This window comes from Anoxybacillus ayderensis, assembly GCF_013761015.1.
Taxonomy (GTDB): Bacteria; Bacillota; Bacilli; order Bacillales; family Anoxybacillaceae; genus Anoxybacillus; species Anoxybacillus ayderensis.
Genome location: NZ_JACDUV010000004.1, coordinates 81,447 through 98,899, shown reverse-complemented (window position 1 = coordinate 98,899; position 17,453 = coordinate 81,447). Strand labels below are relative to the sequence as shown.

The 17,453-nt window shown below is 40.8% G+C and carries 12 protein-coding genes and 1 other annotated feature; of the genes, 6 read left to right on the top strand and 6 right to left on the bottom strand.

From position 1 onward, the window contains the following. Positions 1–11: 11 nt before the first annotated feature. Complete coding sequence (locus tag HNR63_RS07160) at positions 12–1,859, bottom strand: sensor domain-containing diguanylate cyclase (RefSeq protein ID WP_220127437.1); 1,848 nt, start codon at positions 1,857–1,859, stop codon at positions 12–14. Positions 1,860–2,241: 382 nt separating this feature from the next. Between HNR63_RS07160 and rpsD the strand changes: the two genes are divergently transcribed. Beyond that, positions 2,242–2,844: a 30S ribosomal protein S4 gene (gene rpsD / locus HNR63_RS07155; RefSeq protein ID WP_021095613.1), complete on the top strand. Its 603-nt coding sequence runs from the start codon at positions 2,242–2,244 to the stop codon at positions 2,842–2,844. A 35-nt stretch (positions 2,845–2,879) separates the two neighbouring features. Here rpsD and tyrS read toward each other — a convergent pair whose 3' ends face one another. Continuing rightward, positions 2,880–4,139 (bottom strand): tyrosine--tRNA ligase, encoded by a 1,260-nt coding sequence (gene tyrS / locus HNR63_RS07150; RefSeq protein WP_181520284.1) that lies wholly within the window; start codon positions 4,137–4,139, stop codon positions 2,880–2,882. Between the two features lie 51 nt (positions 4,140–4,190). Next, positions 4,191–4,415 (bottom strand) — a binding site (T-box leader). 138 nt (positions 4,416–4,553) lie between these two features. On the opposite strand from tyrS, the gene HNR63_RS07145 reads away from it, so the two are divergent. Beyond that, a complete protein-coding gene (locus HNR63_RS07145) occupies positions 4,554–7,328 on the top strand; it encodes a transglycosylase domain-containing protein (protein WP_181520283.1) in 2,775 nt (924 codons plus the stop codon). Between the two features lie 25 nt (positions 7,329–7,353). On the opposite strand, the gene acsA is transcribed toward HNR63_RS07145, so the two are convergent. Then, positions 7,354–9,072 carry an acetate--CoA ligase gene (acsA, locus tag HNR63_RS07140; protein ID WP_181520402.1) on the bottom strand — a complete coding sequence of 573 codons (1,719 nt, stop codon included), beginning with the start codon at positions 9,070–9,072 and terminating at the stop codon, positions 7,354–7,356. A gap of 168 nt (positions 9,073–9,240) precedes the next feature. On the opposite strand from acsA, the gene HNR63_RS07135 reads away from it, so the two are divergent. The 3 genes from HNR63_RS07135 to HNR63_RS07125 are packed head-to-tail and all read left to right on the top strand — an operon-like array spanning position 9,241 to position 11,706. Beyond that, the gene (locus HNR63_RS07135) at positions 9,241–9,873 is read left to right on the top strand and encodes a GNAT family N-acetyltransferase (RefSeq protein ID WP_003398366.1); all 633 of its coding nucleotides are present in this window, start codon (positions 9,241–9,243) and stop codon (positions 9,871–9,873) included. Positions 9,874–9,892: 19 nt separating this feature from the next. Further along, a complete protein-coding gene (locus HNR63_RS07130; RefSeq protein ID WP_085788850.1) occupies positions 9,893–10,537 on the top strand; it encodes an acetoin utilization AcuB family protein in 645 nt (214 codons plus the stop codon). Further along, positions 10,534–11,706 (top strand): acetoin utilization protein AcuC, encoded by a 1,173-nt coding sequence (locus HNR63_RS07125; protein ID WP_181520282.1) that lies wholly within the window; start codon positions 10,534–10,536, stop codon positions 11,704–11,706. The genes HNR63_RS07130 and HNR63_RS07125 overlap by 4 nt, the downstream gene beginning before the upstream one ends. Before the next feature lie 29 nt (positions 11,707–11,735). On the opposite strand, the gene ccpA is transcribed toward HNR63_RS07125, so the two are convergent. Then, positions 11,736–12,737 carry a catabolite control protein A gene (ccpA, locus tag HNR63_RS07120; RefSeq protein WP_021095607.1) on the bottom strand — a complete coding sequence of 334 codons (1,002 nt, stop codon included), beginning with the start codon at positions 12,735–12,737 and terminating at the stop codon, positions 11,736–11,738. A gap of 157 nt (positions 12,738–12,894) precedes the next feature. Next, entirely contained in the window at positions 12,895–13,977 is a 1,083-nt protein-coding gene (locus HNR63_RS07115; RefSeq protein WP_021095606.1) for a bifunctional 3-deoxy-7-phosphoheptulonate synthase/chorismate mutase, read from the bottom strand. A gap of 150 nt (positions 13,978–14,127) precedes the next feature. On the opposite strand from HNR63_RS07115, the gene HNR63_RS07110 reads away from it, so the two are divergent. Further along, the gene (locus HNR63_RS07110) at positions 14,128–16,284 is read left to right on the top strand and encodes a pilus assembly protein PilM (protein ID WP_181520281.1); all 2,157 of its coding nucleotides are present in this window, start codon (positions 14,128–14,130) and stop codon (positions 16,282–16,284) included. A 24-nt stretch (positions 16,285–16,308) separates the two neighbouring features. Here the strand turns inward: HNR63_RS07110 and HNR63_RS07105 are convergent, their stop codons facing one another. After that, positions 16,309–17,424: an aminopeptidase gene (locus HNR63_RS07105; protein ID WP_181520280.1), complete on the bottom strand. Its 1,116-nt coding sequence runs from the start codon at positions 17,422–17,424 to the stop codon at positions 16,309–16,311. Between the last annotated feature and the right edge of the window lie 29 nt (positions 17,425–17,453).

Below are 17,453 nucleotides of genomic sequence, written 5' to 3'. Positions count from 1 at the left end.
TTGGCCTCTTTTTAATATTCTTGAACAACGACGCGGTTTTTTCCTGTCCGTTTCGCTGTATATAACGCTTCATCGGCACGATTAAATAGCTCTTTCACAGAGTCCGCACGATTTTTCTTCCAGTACGATACCCCACAAGAAATCGTCACCGGTGGGTTTGTTAACTCACGAACTTTTTGTACTAAGCGGTTCGCAATCGATAAACCTGCATTAATGGACACTTTCGGTAAATAAATGGCGAGTTCTTCTCCTCCCCATCGAGCTCCGATGTCATTTTGGCGAATGTTTGCTTTAATAATATTTGCTACTTGAATAATAATTTCATCCCCTACTTGATGCCCATACGTATCGTTTATTTTTTTGAAATTATCAATATCTATTAAAATAAATGTACCTAATCCATCCTCTTCCATCGAACGTTGAATACGTTCATCTAAATAATGACGTGCATATAAATTTGTTAGCCGATCTGTAATGACCATTCGTTCAAGCTCTTCACGCAATGCTGCGTTTGTAAACGCCAACGTGGAATGATGAATAAGTGACTGTAACAATTTAAACATATCAAAAGAAAAATGGTACGCCTCTTGATGTAGCACGATCGCTACACCTTTCATCATTCCGCGCATCATCGGTACGGCCATAAGCGAACGAAAACGTTTCGCATGATCGTTATGAATTTTTACATCACCTAAAAATAAATTATCCCGCGGATGTTGAATGCGATGGAAAACGAAATCTACATATGCCTTTGCTTCGCGTGATTGGAAAAATGCCGTACTTCCAGGAAGTACTTTACGCTCTTTTTCTTGCAAAATAATAAAACCGACTTCTTCCGCATCAAATGACGTTTTAATTTTTTCAATCATAAACTGCAAGGCGTCTTGGAAGCGTAAGTTCGTATTTAAGTGGTGAATCGTCTCGTTAATGAGTTGTAAATCAGCAATTAATCGTTTTGATTGTTCGTATAATTTTGCATTCTCTAATGCGCTGCCAGCCGTATTTGCTAATAAGGAAATAAAGCGCATTTCTCGTTCTGGCAGCTCCATAATTGTCGGAGCAATCATTTCGATTACCCCGTAAATGCCTTGGGCTCCTTTAATCGGAGCATAAATTACAGACTTTTTATGAACGAGCGAATCGTGAAGCTGAATTTGTCCAGTAACATACGCCTGCATTGCCCCCATGTGCTCATCTTCATTTTCAAATGTAAGTAATTTAATCGGCAAATCTCGGTCTGTTGTGCTGTCATAAGATAAAAACAAATGAAACGTAAACGTCGGATACACTTCTTTTAACGTTTTTACAATTTCTTCAAGTACATCCCCAATATTCATAGATGCATGAATTTTTGTTGCCGCTCGATGCAATTGTTCATATCTTTTTTCCTCACTTAATACTTCAGACACTTTGCGAATGCGAGCAAACACTTTTAAAAAGTCTTGTCTCATTTGTTTAATTAACGACCTCGGTATCATATCTCGCACATGAAGCTGAAAACGAATAAGACCGAGTGAATCTTCTGAAAAATGTATCCCAAACTGAACGGTTTTGATTTCGCTTTCATCATCGATGACGACAACATCATCAAACTGTCGTTTTAGCTGATCATCAAATGGAATCATATATTTTTCTCGTTGCTGTTCAATGATGTGATTTGTCGTTACTTCAGGTTCAAAAGCGTGTTTAAACGGGTTAAGCACGTAAAACGTGACATCTAATAAGTGAAACTCTTTTTGCAATAAGGTGATCAGCGCTTGGATAATGCGAGGTAAATTCGTAAAATCTTCTTCTGTTAAAAACCAGTCGAAAAACTTTTGTTTAAATATGGCGTATTGATCGCGTTCTTGAATGTTCATTTTTTTCACTCACCCGCACATACTTCCTCTCTATTATATGTATGAACCATATAAATAAAAAAATGAGAGTTTATGTCATATTTCTAAAACTGAGGACCTACCGATTATATCATACCATACTCCTTATTATAAAGACTATACAAAAATTGTTGACTTAGACACGAAAAAAAACTATAATAGCCTTTGTGTAAAATATTGCAGCCTTTGTGCTCACATTTGTATGTCCATTTTGTTCCCCATAGAGAGCGTCATTCTCTAATTGGAGGTTGTATCGTGTAACTCTCAGCTGCTAGGGCGAGGATACATGAAAACAAAATGGCGATAAATGGTGAGGCACGACTGTTTTTATTTTACCAAAAATAAAAACAAAGGAGGAGCATTTATGGCTCGTTATACAGGTCCAACATGGAAAATTTCTCGCCGCCTTGGTATTTCATTGAGCGGTACAGGTAAAGAATTACAAAAACGTCCTTACCCACCAGGTCAACATGGTCCAGGACAACGCAAAAAATTATCTGAATATGGTATGCAGCTTCAAGAGAAGCAAAAACTCCGCCATATGTACGGTGTAAACGAACGCCAATTCCGTAAAACGTTCGAAGAAGCTGGTAAAATGGCTGGTAAACATGGTGAAAACTTCATGATCTTGCTTGAATCTCGTTTAGACAACCTTGTTTACCGTTTAGGTTTTGCGCGCACTCGCCGTCAAGCTCGCCAATTAGTTAACCACGGTCATATTTTAGTTGATGGCAGCCGCGTGAACATTCCATCTTATCGTGTAAAACCAGGTCAAACAATTTCTGTTCGCGAAAAATCTCGCAACCTTCAAATTATTAAAGAAGCGCTTGAAGTAAACAACTTCGTACCTGATTACTTAACGCTTGATGCGGACAAATTAGAAGGTACTTACACTCGTTTACCTGAACGCTCTGAATTGCCTGCAGAAATTAACGAAGCATTAATCGTCGAGTTCTACTCACGTTAATAAAAAATCCTCTCTGCCGAAGCAGAGAGGATTTTTTATGCATAACGGATTAAATAATATTTTTTCTTGCCGCGGCGAATAATCGTAAAGCGTCCTTCGATGCGATTTTCTTCTGTCATGATTTTATTTACGTCTTGCATGCGCTCACCGTTCACGTAAATCGCTCCATTCGCTACGTCCTCGCGCGCTTGACGTTTCGATGGACAAATGCCACTCGCTACGAGCAAATCAACAAGCGCCACTTCCTTTTCATGACATACATACGATGGTACATCTTTAAAACCTTGTTCAATCTCATTTGCTGTTAATTTTTCTACTTCTCCGCTAAAGAGTGCTTCAGAAATGTTCATCGCCTGTTGCAACGCTTCTTCCCCATGAACGAGACGCGTCATCTCCGCAGCTAATGCTTTTTGTGCTGCCCGTTTTTCCGGCGCTTCAGCTGTTTGTTTTTCTAATTCCATAATTTCTTCGTGCGATAAAAACGTAAAGTATTTCAAATATTTTACAACATCACGGTCATCTGTATTAATCCAAAATTGGTAAAACTCATATGGGGACGTTTTGTCAGCATCAAGCCATACCGCTCCACCTTCTGTTTTACCAAACTTCGTTCCGTCTGCTTTTGTTACGAGCGGAACAGTTAATCCAAACACTTTTGCATCTTCTTCTGTTTTTCGGATTAGTTCTAGCCCAGCTGTAATGTTCCCCCACTGGTCACTTCCACCAACTTGCAACTTGCAGTGATACATTTCATACAGTTTCAAAAAGTCGTATGCCTGCAAAATCATATAACTAAACTCTGTAAAAGAAATTCCTGTTTCTAATCGCGACTGTACAGATTCTTTCGCAAGCATGTAGTTAATTCCAAAGTTTTTCCCGACATCACGCAAAAATGTAATGACATCAAGCGAACCGATCCACTCGTAGTTATTGGCAATAATCGCTGGATTGTTTTCATTGTCAAAATCTAAAAAGCGGCTCAACTGTTGTTTAATCCGCTCACTGTAATGAGCGACCGTCTCTTTTTCATTTAATTTTCGCTCTGCTTTTTTTCCACTCGGATCTCCAATCAATCCTGTTGCCCCACCGACGAGCGCAATCGGCTGGTGACCAGCTTGCTGGAAGCGACGTAACATTAAAATCGGAAGCAAATGACCGATATGCAAACTATCCGCCGTTGGGTCAAAACCGCAATATACTTTTACGCTTTCTTCTGCTAGCAATGCTTTGAGTCCATCCTCATCTGTCATTTGATTAATTAAACCGCGAAATTGTAAATCTTGAAGCAAATCCATTTGAACCACCCTTTCCGTTTGTTATGGAAACAAAAAAACCCGTCCTTCATATGAAGGGACGAGTTTCATCGCGGTACCACCCTACTTAGAGAACATATATGTCCTCTCGCTTCATTGATATAACGGCTTATACCGTCTTTTGCTACTTTCGCACAAGCTGTTCGCAAAAGATGCTCACGGAGGTAATTCATGCTTACCTGTACGCTAGTTCGCACCAACCACTAGCTCTCTGTCAGCAGGGAGATAAGCACTACTCGTTCCGCTCATCGCTCGATTATTCACCTGTCAATATACCCTCTTTTATCATAAAACATCAACCGTTGTCAAGATCTTCAAACAAATTTAGACATTTTCCGATACGGAAAGACAAATTATGATATAATGATGAAAATACAATTCGGATGGGAGGTCACTATGTCAGAAAAACAAGTCCGATTTTCATGGCAAAAACTATGGCGCCATTTCACGATTACATACGAAGTCATTTGGAATGTATGTTTAATTATATTGATCGCATGTTTATGCGCGTTCAGTTTTGCCTTCGGTGTCGGTGCGGGATATTTCGCCTCGCTTGTGAAAGATGCTAAGCCGATTCCTTACAAAGAAATGAAAAAAGATATTTATAACTATGAAGAAACAACCCATATTTATTTTGCCAATCGTGAATATCTTGGCTATTTCCGTTCAGATTTAGAACGCGATGAAGTCAAACTTTCACAAGTTTCCCCTTACTTCATTCAAGCGGTCATCGCTACAGAAGATGAACATTTTTATGAACATAAAGGGGTTGTACCAAAAGCCATTATACGTGCCATCTTCCAAGAAGCGACAAACTCCTCGACGCGTAGCGGAGGGAGTACATTAACACAGCAGCTTGTAAAAAATCAAATTTTAACAAGTGAAGTGTCATTTGAGCGAAAAGCAAAAGAAGTGTTGCTCGCTTTACGGCTTGAGAAGTTTTTTTCTAAAGATGAAATTTTAGAAGCGTACATTAACGTTGTACCTTTCGGGAGAAACGCATCTGGGCGAAATATTGCCGGCGTCCAAGCCGCCGCAAAGGGTGTTTTCGGCATCGATGCAAAACAATTAACGTTGCCGCAAGCAGCTTTTTTAGCAGGGCTACCACAAAGTCCGTTTCGCTATACACCGTTCACTAGCGAAGGCGAGTTAAAAAGTGATTTATCTCCCGCGCTAAATCGGATGAAAACGGTATTAACGCGCATGAAAAAAGCTGGATACATTTCAGAAGAGCAATATAAAGACGCACTAGCATACGACGTTACGAAAGATTTTGTTTCTTCCTTGCCATCCCCAGTGGAAAAATATCCATGGCTGACGTTTGAAATCGAACGTCGTGCGAAAGATATTTTTATTGATTTACTAGCAAAAAAAGATGGATACGATCGGCAAGATGTGCGCTCGAACGACCAGTTATATAAAGAATATGCGGAAAAAGCAGAAAAGCAATTACGTCAAAACGGCTATACGATTTACACAACGATCGATAAAGACATATATGAACGAATGAAAGCGATTGTTGAAAAATATCCGTACTTCGGAAGCGATACAGTTGTTCGAAAAAGAGACGAAAAAACGGGACAAATCATTTCCGTCCGTCAGCCGGTAGAAGTCGGGGCGATTTTGATCGAAAACAAAACCGGACGCATCATTAGCTTTGTCGGTGGACGAGATTATAAACGGGAACAACTGAATCACGCAACTCAAGCATACCGTTCGAACGGTTCAACGATGAAGCCGCTTCTCGTTTATGCACCAGCGATGGAAATGGGCATTATTCAACCGGGATCTGTCATTCCAGATATTGATTTAGAAATTCCAACGCAACAAGGTCCATATCGCCCCAAAAATGCGGATGGTAAAACACACGGCTTAACATCTGTTCGTCACGCGCTAAAAAAATCGTATAACATTCCTGCCATTCGCACGTATGCTCGCATCATCGATCAACGACCCATTTCATATTTAGAAAAAATGGGCTTCACAGGCTTAACGACGGGAGACGGATATAATTTATCTCTTGCGCTCGGTGGGCTAACAAAAGGGGTAACGATTGAAGAAAACGTCAATGCATACGCAACGTTTGCAAATGGTGGGAAATTCATCGACGCGTATTTAATTGAAAAAATTGTTGATAAAAACGGGAACGTTGTATATGAACACGAGCCAAAACCAGTCGAAGTGTTTTCACCTCAAACAGCATATTTAACAATCGATATGATGCGCGACGTCATTCGCTCAGGTACAGCTGCTTTTTTAAATGGCAAGTTAAAATTTTCAGCAGATTGGGCGGGCAAAACAGGGACGAGTCAAAACACAAAGGACGCTTGGTTTGTCGCGACAAATCCGAATGTCACGTTCGGCACTTGGATGGGATACGATACACCAAAACCGCTTGAGAAAAGCTATAAAGGGCTATCATATTCCCAAAGAAACTTATTGCTATGGGCGCAACTGATGAATGGGGCATACGATATTCGCCCAGAACTCATCGCTCCGAAAGAACGATTCCATATGCCCGGAGGAATTGTTCAACGCTCATATTGTGCAATTTCTGGATTGCTCCCATCAGAAACATGTAAACGATTCGGACTGATCGAAAGCGATCTATTCAATACGGCATTTGTGCCGAAAACAGAAGATACGTATTTGATTAGCGGAGCTTTCGTTGAATTAAATGGAGAGAGATATACCTCTTTACCGACAACACCGAAAGAATTTACAAAAGAAGGCGTAATGATTGACGCTTCGTTACTTGAACAGTGGGGCATTCAGCATATAAAAGATTTGAGCAAATTACTCCCGCAAAACGATAAATGGAAACATGTATTTGTGGCAAAAACGCTTCAAGAAAACGGGAAAAAACCGGATCCACTAGCTGCACAACAAAAAGGAACGGCACTCGTTTGGAACGAACATCATGAACAGGACGTCATTGGTTATCGAGTATATTATGCGGCATCCGAAACAGCTACGTTTCAAGTTATCGCAACAATACGTAAAGGCGAACAAAAAAACATACCGTTAAAACAAGGAATATATTACGTGACGGCTGTTGATATTGCTGGATTGGAATCGAATCCATCTAATATCATTCGCATGTTGCCTGCTATACAACCTGAACAACCAACAAATGAGCAACCAGCAGAAGAACAGCCATCAACAAACTAAAAAAATCGGGCCATGCCCGATTTTTTTAGTCTTCCATTGTTGATAAATCGCCTGTCGGTAAGTTTAGTTCCCAAGCTTTCAAAACGCGGCGCATAATTTTTCCACTTCTCGTTTTTGGTAACTTATCACGAAACTCGATTTCACGTGGTGCGGCATGCGCAGCTAAACCTTTTTTCACAAAGTTACGAATATCTTCTTTTAATTCTTCTGATGGCTCGTACCCTTCGCGAAGAGCAACAAACGCTTTAATAATTTCACCGCGCACCGGATCTGGCTTTCCGATGACACCTGCCTCTGCAACTGCAGGATGTTCAACGAGTTTGCTTTCCACTTCGAACGGACCAACGCGTTCTCCCGCTGTCATGATGACATCATCAATTCGTCCTTGGAACCAGAAATATCCATCTTCATCCATATATGCTGAATCGCCAGATACATACCAATCACCCGGTAAGAAGTACGACTCATATTTTTGTGGATTGTTCCAAATCGCGCGCATCATCGAAGGCCAACCTTTTTTAATCGCTAAATTGCCCATGCGATATGGCGGTAACTCATTTCCTTGATCGTCAACGATTGCAGCTTTTACTCCCGGAATTGGTTTCCCCATCGATCCCGGTTTAATTTCCATACACGGATAGTTACAAATGAGTTGTGCCCCTGTTTCTGTCATCCACCATGTATCATGAATACGGCGATTGAACACTTTCATTCCCCAACGGACAACTTCTGGGTTTAAAGGTTCCCCAACGCTTAAAATATGGCGAAGTGAGCTTAAATTAAACTTTTTCACTAATTCATCGCCAGCCCCCATCAACATGCGGAAAGCTGTCGGTGCACTATACCATACCGTCACGCCATAATCTTCGATCGTTTTATACCACGCTTCAGGATTAAAGCGGCCACCTACAATGACGTTTGAAGCCCCACAAAGCCATGGACCGAAAATGCCGTACGATGTTCCTGTCACCCAGCCTGGATCAGCCGTGCACCAATACACATCATCTTCTTTTAAATCTAATACCCATTTTGCCGTTTGATAATGTTGAATCATCGCGTTATGCACATGCAGTACGCCTTTTGGTTTTCCTGTTGAACCAGATGTATAATGTAAAATGAGTCCATCCTCGCGTCCGACCCATTCAATATGAAAATGTTTGCTTGCTGCGTTCATCCGTTTTTTCAAGTCAAAAAACGGACCTTCTTCTTTAATGTCATCTCCAACTAAAAATACGTATTTTAATGCTGGTAATTCATCTACAGGTACACGTGGTAAAAGCTCAGGTGTCGTAATAATGACTTTCGCCTCGCTATCTTCTAAACGGTCACGTACTGCCCCTTCCATAAACGCTTCAAAAAGAGGTCCGACGATTGCGCCAAGCTTAATCGCTCCAAGCACAGAAAAGTACAGTTCAGGCGAACGAGGCATAAAAATGAAGACGCGATCACCTTTTTCTACATCGGCCACTTCTTTTAACACGTTGGCTACTTTGTTTGAAAACTCCTTCATTTCTTTAAATGTGTACTTTTCTTCTCTTGTCGCATCACGATAATAGAGAGCCACTTTGTTTTTTCGAAACGTTTCTACATGACGATCAATCGCTTCATACGCCATGTTTACTTTTCCTGTTTCATACCATGAAAAATGCTTTTCTGCTTCAGACCAGTCAAACGTTTTATACGTTTCTTCGTAGTTTTTCAAGTTGAAATCCCCTTGAATGACTGGTAGCGTTTCCACCTTAATCATCCCAAACTCCCCCTTGTTTGAAAGTGTTTACATTCGTATTATATTATACCATAAACAATTTCTCAATTTTTAAAAAATTTTCATTAATGTTTATTATGAAAACGATTTAATTTTTATTTTTTTATGTATAATTGAAGTGAGATTATTTCAGTAGGCGGTGGGGCAATGGAGCATAAAAAAACATATAACGCAAAACAATTAAAAACACCGAAAGGAACGTTAATTATTGAAGGGCCGATTTCCCCAGAAAAGTTGGCTAGCTATGAATTTCATCATGATTTAACAGCGTTTCGGCAACCGCACCAACAACATCAAGCGCTCATTGAAATTGCAGGCCTTCCTGAAGGGCGAATTATTATTGCCCGCCACGGTCACACGATCGTTGGCTACGTCACCTTTTTATATCCTGACCCCCTTGAAAGATGGTCACAAGGGAAGATGGAAAATTTAATTGAGCTCGGGGCAATCGAAGTCATTCCAGACTTTCGAGGGTGTGGTGTCGGGAAAAATTTATTGAAAGTGGCTATGATGGACGATGCGATGGAAGATTACATCATTATTACGACCGAATACTATTGGCATTGGGATTTAAAACGAACTGGTTTGAACGTATGGGAATATCGAAAAGTAATGGAGAAAATGATGAACGCGGGCGGACTTGTCTGGTATGCAACGGACGACCCTGAAATTTGTTCGCATCCGGCTAACTGCTTAATGGCGCGTATTGGGAAGCGCGTCGATCAACAATCAATTCAAAAGTTTGATCAACTTCGCTTTATGAACCGCTTTATGTATTAAAAACAAAGGGGATGGGGAAATGATTGTCGAACAAATGATGAAAACGGATGTCATCGCATTAAAGCCGTCAAATACAATTGCCGATGCGCTAAACATTGTGAAGCAAAAAAACATTCGTCACTTACCAATTGTTGATGATGAATATCATGTCATTGGAATCGTCACCGATCGCGATTTACGCGATGCAAGTCCATCGATTTTCCATGCCAATGAGCATCTAGAAGATTTACAAAAGCCGTTAAGCACCATTATGAAAACAAACGTCATTACAGGTCACCCGCTTGATTTTGTCGAAGAAGTGGCGGCTTTATTTTACGAACATCGCATCAGCTGCATGCCAATCGTCAAAGAAAATAAACTTGTCGGCATTATTACAGAGAGCGATTTGTTATATACGCTCGTACAATTAACAGGGGCTCATCAGCCCGGTTCGCAAATTGAAATTAAAGTGCCGAACCGAACGGGGATGTTAAGTGAAGTCGCTTCCATGTTTCAAAAAAGAAACATTAATATTTCAAGTGTTCTCGTATATCCTGATCAAGATGAAAAGTATAAAGTGCTCGTGTTTCGTATTCAAACAATGAACCCGATGGCGATTATTGAAGATTTAAAAGCGCAAGGATACGACGTATTGTGGCCAAACTTGCCGGGGGTTTCATCATGAGCAAAAATAGCGTATTCATTTATTCCGATGCGTTTCAAACGTATAAATTCCATGATCGCCATCCGTTCAACCAATTGCGCGTCAAACTAACGTATGACTTATTACAAACGGTCGGTGCGCTCCATGATTCACAAATTGTAGCACCGCGTCTTGCCACAGATGAAGAACTAGCTCTTGTTCACGATATGGATTACATTGAAGCAGTAAAAAAAGCGGGGAAAGGACTGCTTTCAGAAGAAATTGCAATCAATTATGGCTTAGGAACGGAAGATACACCTATTTTTCCAAACATGCATGAAGCAAGCGCCCTTCTTGTTGGAGGAACATTAACAGCCGTTGATTACGTACTTTCTGGAAAAGCTGAGCATGCGCTCAGTTTAGGCGGAGGGCTTCATCATGGATTCCGCGGCAAAGCATCCGGATTTTGCATTTATAATGACAGTTCTGTCGCCATTAAATATATGCAAGAAAAATACGGTGTCCGCGTCTTATACGTCGACACAGATGCCCATCATGGTGATGGGGTACAATGGACGTTTTATGACGACCCAAATGTTTGTACATTTTCCATTCACGAAACAGGACGTTACTTATTCCCTGGTACAGGAAATGTGAATGAACGAGGACAGGGGAAAGGATATGGCTACTCATTTAACATTCCTGTCGACGCATTTACAGAAGATGAGTCTTGGCTATCAGCATATAAAGATGCACTCATAGAAATTGCCGACTTCTTTCGGCCTGACGTCATTTTAACCCAAAACGGTGTGGATGCTCACTATTACGATCCGTTAACTCATTTATGTGCGACGATGCGCATTTATCGTGAAATTCCAAAACTCGCACACCAAATTGCTCATCAATATTGCAACGGTCGTTGGATTGCAGTCGGTGGCGGAGGATACGACATTTGGCGCGTTGTTCCGCGTGCATGGGCGCTATTATGGCTTGAAATGACAGAACAATCCGATATTTCTGGACCTTTACCGAAAGAATGGATTGCTCGCTGGCAACAATACGCCCCTGTTTCTTTACCGCTCGAGTGGGATGACCCGGACGACTTATATCCACCCATTCCGAGAAAGGCAGAAATTACAGAAAAAAATGCCCAAACTGTCATGAAAGCACTTCAACCAATTCGAAGCAATAAACAACGATTAAATTTATAAAAAAAAATCATAAAGAGGCTTCTGCCTCTTTATGATTTTGTCGAATCGCGATATTCAATTCGATGTGGTAATACAACAATGTGATTGTCCACATGTTCTTTGTTCATATATTTTGTTAATAAACGCATCGCCACCGCACCGATATCGTACATTGGTTGTACGACTGTCGTCAGCTTCGGGCGAACCATTGTCGCTAAACGAGTGTTATCAAAACCGACTACTTCTAATTCATCCGGAATGCGCACACCACGGTCTTGTGCTCCATGAATGACACCGAGCGCCATTTCATCTGTCCCAACAAAAACCGCTGTTGGTCGCTGGGCAAGTTCGGCTAGTTTTTCATACGCTTCCATTCCTGAATCATACGTGTAGTCGCCTTCAACAACAAGTTCATCATCATAAGCAATATTCGCTTCTTCTAAAGCGCGACGATAACCAGCTAATTTTTTCAGTCCGTTAATTGGATCATTTAACGGTCCTGTCACATAAGCAATCCGTTTATGTCCTTTTTCGATTAACATATGTACTGCATCATATGCAGCTTGCTCATAGTCAATATTGACGGACGGAATAATATTGTTTTTTTCAATGGTTGCAGCTAATACAATCGGTACATCTGACTTTTTAAACTGCTCGACATGCTCTTCCGTGACATCGCCACCCATAAATAAAATGCCATCGACTTGTTTCGCAAGCATTGTATTTAATAAATGCAGCTCTTTTTCTTTATTTTGATCTGAATTGCTTAAAATAATGTTATACTTATACATTGTTGCAATATCTTCGATGCCGCGAGCCATTTCCGCAAAGAAAATGCTTGATATATCTGGAATAATGACTCCGACCGTCGTCGTCTTTTTACTTGCCAATCCGCGCGCCACCGCATTCGGACGATATCCGAGTCGCTCAATGACTTCTAATACTTTTTTGCGTGTAGAAGGCTTGACGTTTGGGTTTCCATTTACTACACGTGAAACGGTCGCCATCGACACGTTTGCTTCTCTTGCTACATCATAAATTGTTACATTCATCACATACACACTCCTTTTCAGCGCTCTATATATCGAAAACTGTCGTACATCGCAATTTTATGTAAAAATATCATACGATAAATGATTACCTAAGTGCAACGTTTTCACAAATAAATTCATAAGAAAAGCTGGTGAGCACCTCACCAGCTTCTTCACGTTATGCTTTTACAAATTGTTTTTGAAATGATTTTAATTCTTCCATAAACTCATTGAATTGGTCAATATCCATCTGTTGTGCGGAATCAGATAACGCCACAGCAGGATCAGGATGCACTTCAGCCATGACGCCATCCGCTCCAATCGCAAGCGCTGCTTTCGCACAAGGTAAAAGTAAATCTCGACGCCCTGTCGAATGTGTCACATCAACAAAGACAGGTAAATGCGTTTCCTTTTTCAAAATCGGCACTGCAGAAATGTCAAGCGTGTTGCGCGTCGCTTTTTCATATGTGCGAATGCCACGTTCACACAAAATGATTTGTCCATTTCCTTGCGACATAATGTATTCTGCGGCATGAATAAACTCTTCAATCGTTGCAGCTAACCCGCGCTTTAGCAACACCGGTTTGTTCACTTGCCCAGCCGCTTTCAGCAACTCAAAGTTTTGCATATTGCGCGCCCCGATTTGAATGACGTCAATATAATCGAGCGCTGTTTCAATATCTGCAGGCGTCACAATTTCACTAATAACCGCTAAATCGAATTCATCTGCTACACGTTTTAAAATCTTTAACCCCTCTACTCCAAGTCCCTGGAAGTCGTACGGTGATGTGCGCGGTTTATACGCTCCCCCTCGCAACAATTTTAAACCGTGACGCTTGATTGCTTGTGCGACTTCCGCCACTTGTTCATAGCTTTCAACGGCGCATGGTCCCATGACAAAATATTGATTGCCATCGCCGATTTTTTCCCCTTTCACATCGACAATTGTATTTTCCGGCTTTTTCTTTCTTGATACGAGCAATGCTTTTTTATGATCGTCTTCTTGTAAATCAAGGCCTGCTTTAAAAATTTCTTTAAAAATATGTTTTAACGTCGCCGTATCAAACGGGCCATCGTTATGTTCTAAAATTAAATCCAACATTTTTCTTTCACGAACAGGATCATAAAAATACGTCCCTTGCGCATCTTTAATTTTCCCAATTTCTTGAACAAGACGTCCACGTTCATTAATTAACTTTAACAGCTGTAAGTTTAACTCATCAACCTTTGCTCTCAGCTCATCTAATCGTTCGTTACTCATTCATCTCATCCTTTCTTTATATAAGCTAAAAAATGTGGTACATTTCTATATAATTAGAGATTATTATAAACGAAGTGGATAAAGTTGTCACCCCTTTATTTATAAAACGCGTTTAAGTAATAAAGAATTTTTTAATTTTCAAAAAAGAAGGTGGGAAGCTTGATTTTTGCATTAGATATTGGCACTCGTTCAGTAGTTGGCATTATTTTAAAGGAAACAGACGGACAATATCAAGTTGAAGACATTGTCATCAAAGAACACGAAGAACGGGCAATGCTTGACGGGCAAATTCATGACGTGCTTGCTGTTTCAAAAGTCATTATCGATATAAAAAAAACGTTAGAGGAACGTCATGGGCCTCTTACACGTGTATGCGTCGCAGCAGCAGGTCGTTCATTAAAAACAGAAAAAGGAAAAACGACGATTTCAATCAAAGGTAAGCCGCTTTTAACTCATGAAGATGTGATGTATTTAGAACTCGCCGCCGTTCAACAAGCACAAATGACGTTAGCGGAAAAATCATCGAATGAAAAAAGTCATCATTATTACTGCGTCGGTTATTCGGTGACGCGCTATGAAATTGATGGCGAAGAAATCGGTAGCTTAATTGATCAACAAGGAGATGAAGCGAGCGTTGAAGTCATCGCCACATTTTTACCGAAACTTGTCGTCGAGTCGCTTCTTGCAGCACTGCAACGCGCCCACTTAGAAATGGAGGCGCTAACACTCGAACCGATCGCTGCACTCAATGTACTCATCCCTCCGACGATGCGGCGATTAAATGTTGCGCTTGTAGATATTGGTGCAGGGACGTCCGATATTGCAATTACAGATGGCGGGACAGTCATTGCTTACGGAATGGTACCGATGGCGGGGGATGAAATTACAGAAGCGATTTCTGATGCATATTTACTCGATTTCCCCCTTGCTGAACAGGCGAAACGTGACTTACATACAAAAGAAACGGTAACAATTACAGACATTCTCGGTTTTGAAACAGAAGTGCCTCGCGAACAAATGATTGCAACTATTTCCGGGGCGATTGATCGACTTGCTGATGCGATCAGCAAAGAAATTTTACGATTAAATAATCATCAATCGCCGAAAGCAGTGATGCTTGTTGGAGGGGGAAGCTTGACGCCAGAACTGCCAAAGCGGCTCGCTCAAAAGCTCCATCTTCCTGAAAATCGCGTCGCTATTCGTGGCATTGATGCCATTCAAAAGTTGCACATCGATCGGGAAGAAATGAAACATCGTCCAGAGCTCGTCACCCCTATTGGCATTGCAATTGCTGCAAAGCAAACACCGATTCAATACGTAACGGTAGAGGTAAACGGACAATCGATTCGTTTATTTGATATGAAGCAACTAACGATCGGTGATGCGCTATTAGCTGCAGGGATTCAATTACATAAACTATACGGCAAACCCGGATTAGCTTGCGTCGTTACGTTAAACGGAAATACAATTACTATTCCAGGAACACATGGAGAGCCGCCAATCATTATGAAAAATGGTGAGACGGCAACATTCGATACACCTATTAAAAACAGTGACCGTATCGTTGTTGAAAAAGGGAAAGATGGGAAGCAAGCAACCGTTCAACTTCGTGATTTGCTTGAATCATTGCCGACAAAACAAGTGACGATCAATGGACAACAATATACGATTGAACCGCTTGTGTTGCGAAATGGAGAACCCGCTTCCCTCGATGCTGTTTTATGTGATCGTGACGACATTGTTGTCCATATGCCAGAAACGATGGAACAACTTTTGCAAGCAACAAAAAATGACGATCTTCTTCAACAGCTTGAGCCATTTACGATCACGTTAAATGGAAAAAAAATAAAATTTTCTGAATGGTGCGCAACGATATATCGAAACGGAATGGAATGCCCACGATACGCACCGTTTGAAGACGGCGATCACATCGTCATTCATCAACAAAATGAACGAACAGTTGCCCAAATAGCTGAAGCAAGACAGCTGAAACTTCATTACTCGCTTCCAGTTATATTTAACGGTGAAACATTAACATTAACAAAACAAATTGGTGCGTTTTATCGTAACGGTGAACAGCTTCATGAGGACGATCTCGTTCAACATGGAGATGAGCTTCAATTTAGCGAGAGAAAAATCGAGCCGTTTATTTTTCAAGATATATTTCAATACGTCCAAGTTGATATTCCTCAAGGAGCGTCAACAACATTTACATTACTAAAAAACGGAAAACCAACAACATTTTACGAGACGCTTGCCCCAGGTGATCAACTTGAAATTGTTTGGCAGAAGAAAAAGCAACTATGAGCAGTCCATAGTTGCTTTTTTCTTTTATTTTAAGTTTTCTGGGTTTAATGGTTGTAACTCTGGAAGGACAAAACGTCCATCTTTACGAATAAGTACACCATCAAAATATATTTCACCGCCACCATATTCTGGACGTTGGATCATAACCATATCCCAATGGATGTTCGAATGGTTGCCATTGTACGCTTCATCGTAACATTGACCCGGTGTGAAATGGAAGCTACCGTCGATTTTTTCATCAAATAAAATGTCTTGCATCGGATGTTGAATGTACGGGTTGACTCCGATCGCAAATTCACCAATGTAACGCGCACCTTCGTCTGTATCAAAAATTTGATTAATCCGTTCTGTATCGTTTGCTGTTGCTTCAACAATTTTTCCATCTTTAAATGTTAATTTGACATTTTCAAACGTAAATCCTTGATAAGGTGAAGGCGTATTAAACGAAATAGTACCATTGACCGAGTCGCGAACAGGAGCCGTATACACTTCTCCGTCTGGAATATTCATTTGCCCTGAACATTTTACTGCAGGAATATCTTTAATGGAGAACGTTAAATCTGTGCCTGGCCCTGTAATGCGCACTTGATCCGTTTTATCCATCAGCTCAACAAGCGCATCCATCGCTTTATCCATTTTACCGTAGTCTAAGTTACATACGTTAAAATAAAAATCTTCAAACGCCTCTGTGCTCATTTTCGCGAGCTGCGCCATAGACGGATTCGGATAGCGGAGCACGACCCATTTCGTTTTCGGTACACGAATGTCCCGATGCACTTTTTGCATAATCGTTTTTCCGTGAATTTTCATTTTGTCAGCTGGCACATCCGCAAACTCGTTAATGTTATCCCCAGCACGTAATCCGATGTAAGCATCCATTTCTTTCATGACATTTGCTTCAAATTCAGCCATCATGTTAAACTGCTCTTCTTGCGCACCAAGTAGAAGCGCACGATCAACTTGATGATCTTTTAATGAAACAAACGGATACGCTCCTACAGCATACGCTTCACGCACAAGTGCAATGACGAGCTCCCGTTGCAAACCGAAGTTTTCGATTAATACTTTTTCTCCTTTTTGCAGACGAAGCGAGTAATGAATTAAGTTTTTCGCCAACTTTTCAATGCGCGGATCTTTCATTTTGTATTCCTCCATTCCATCGTATGTAC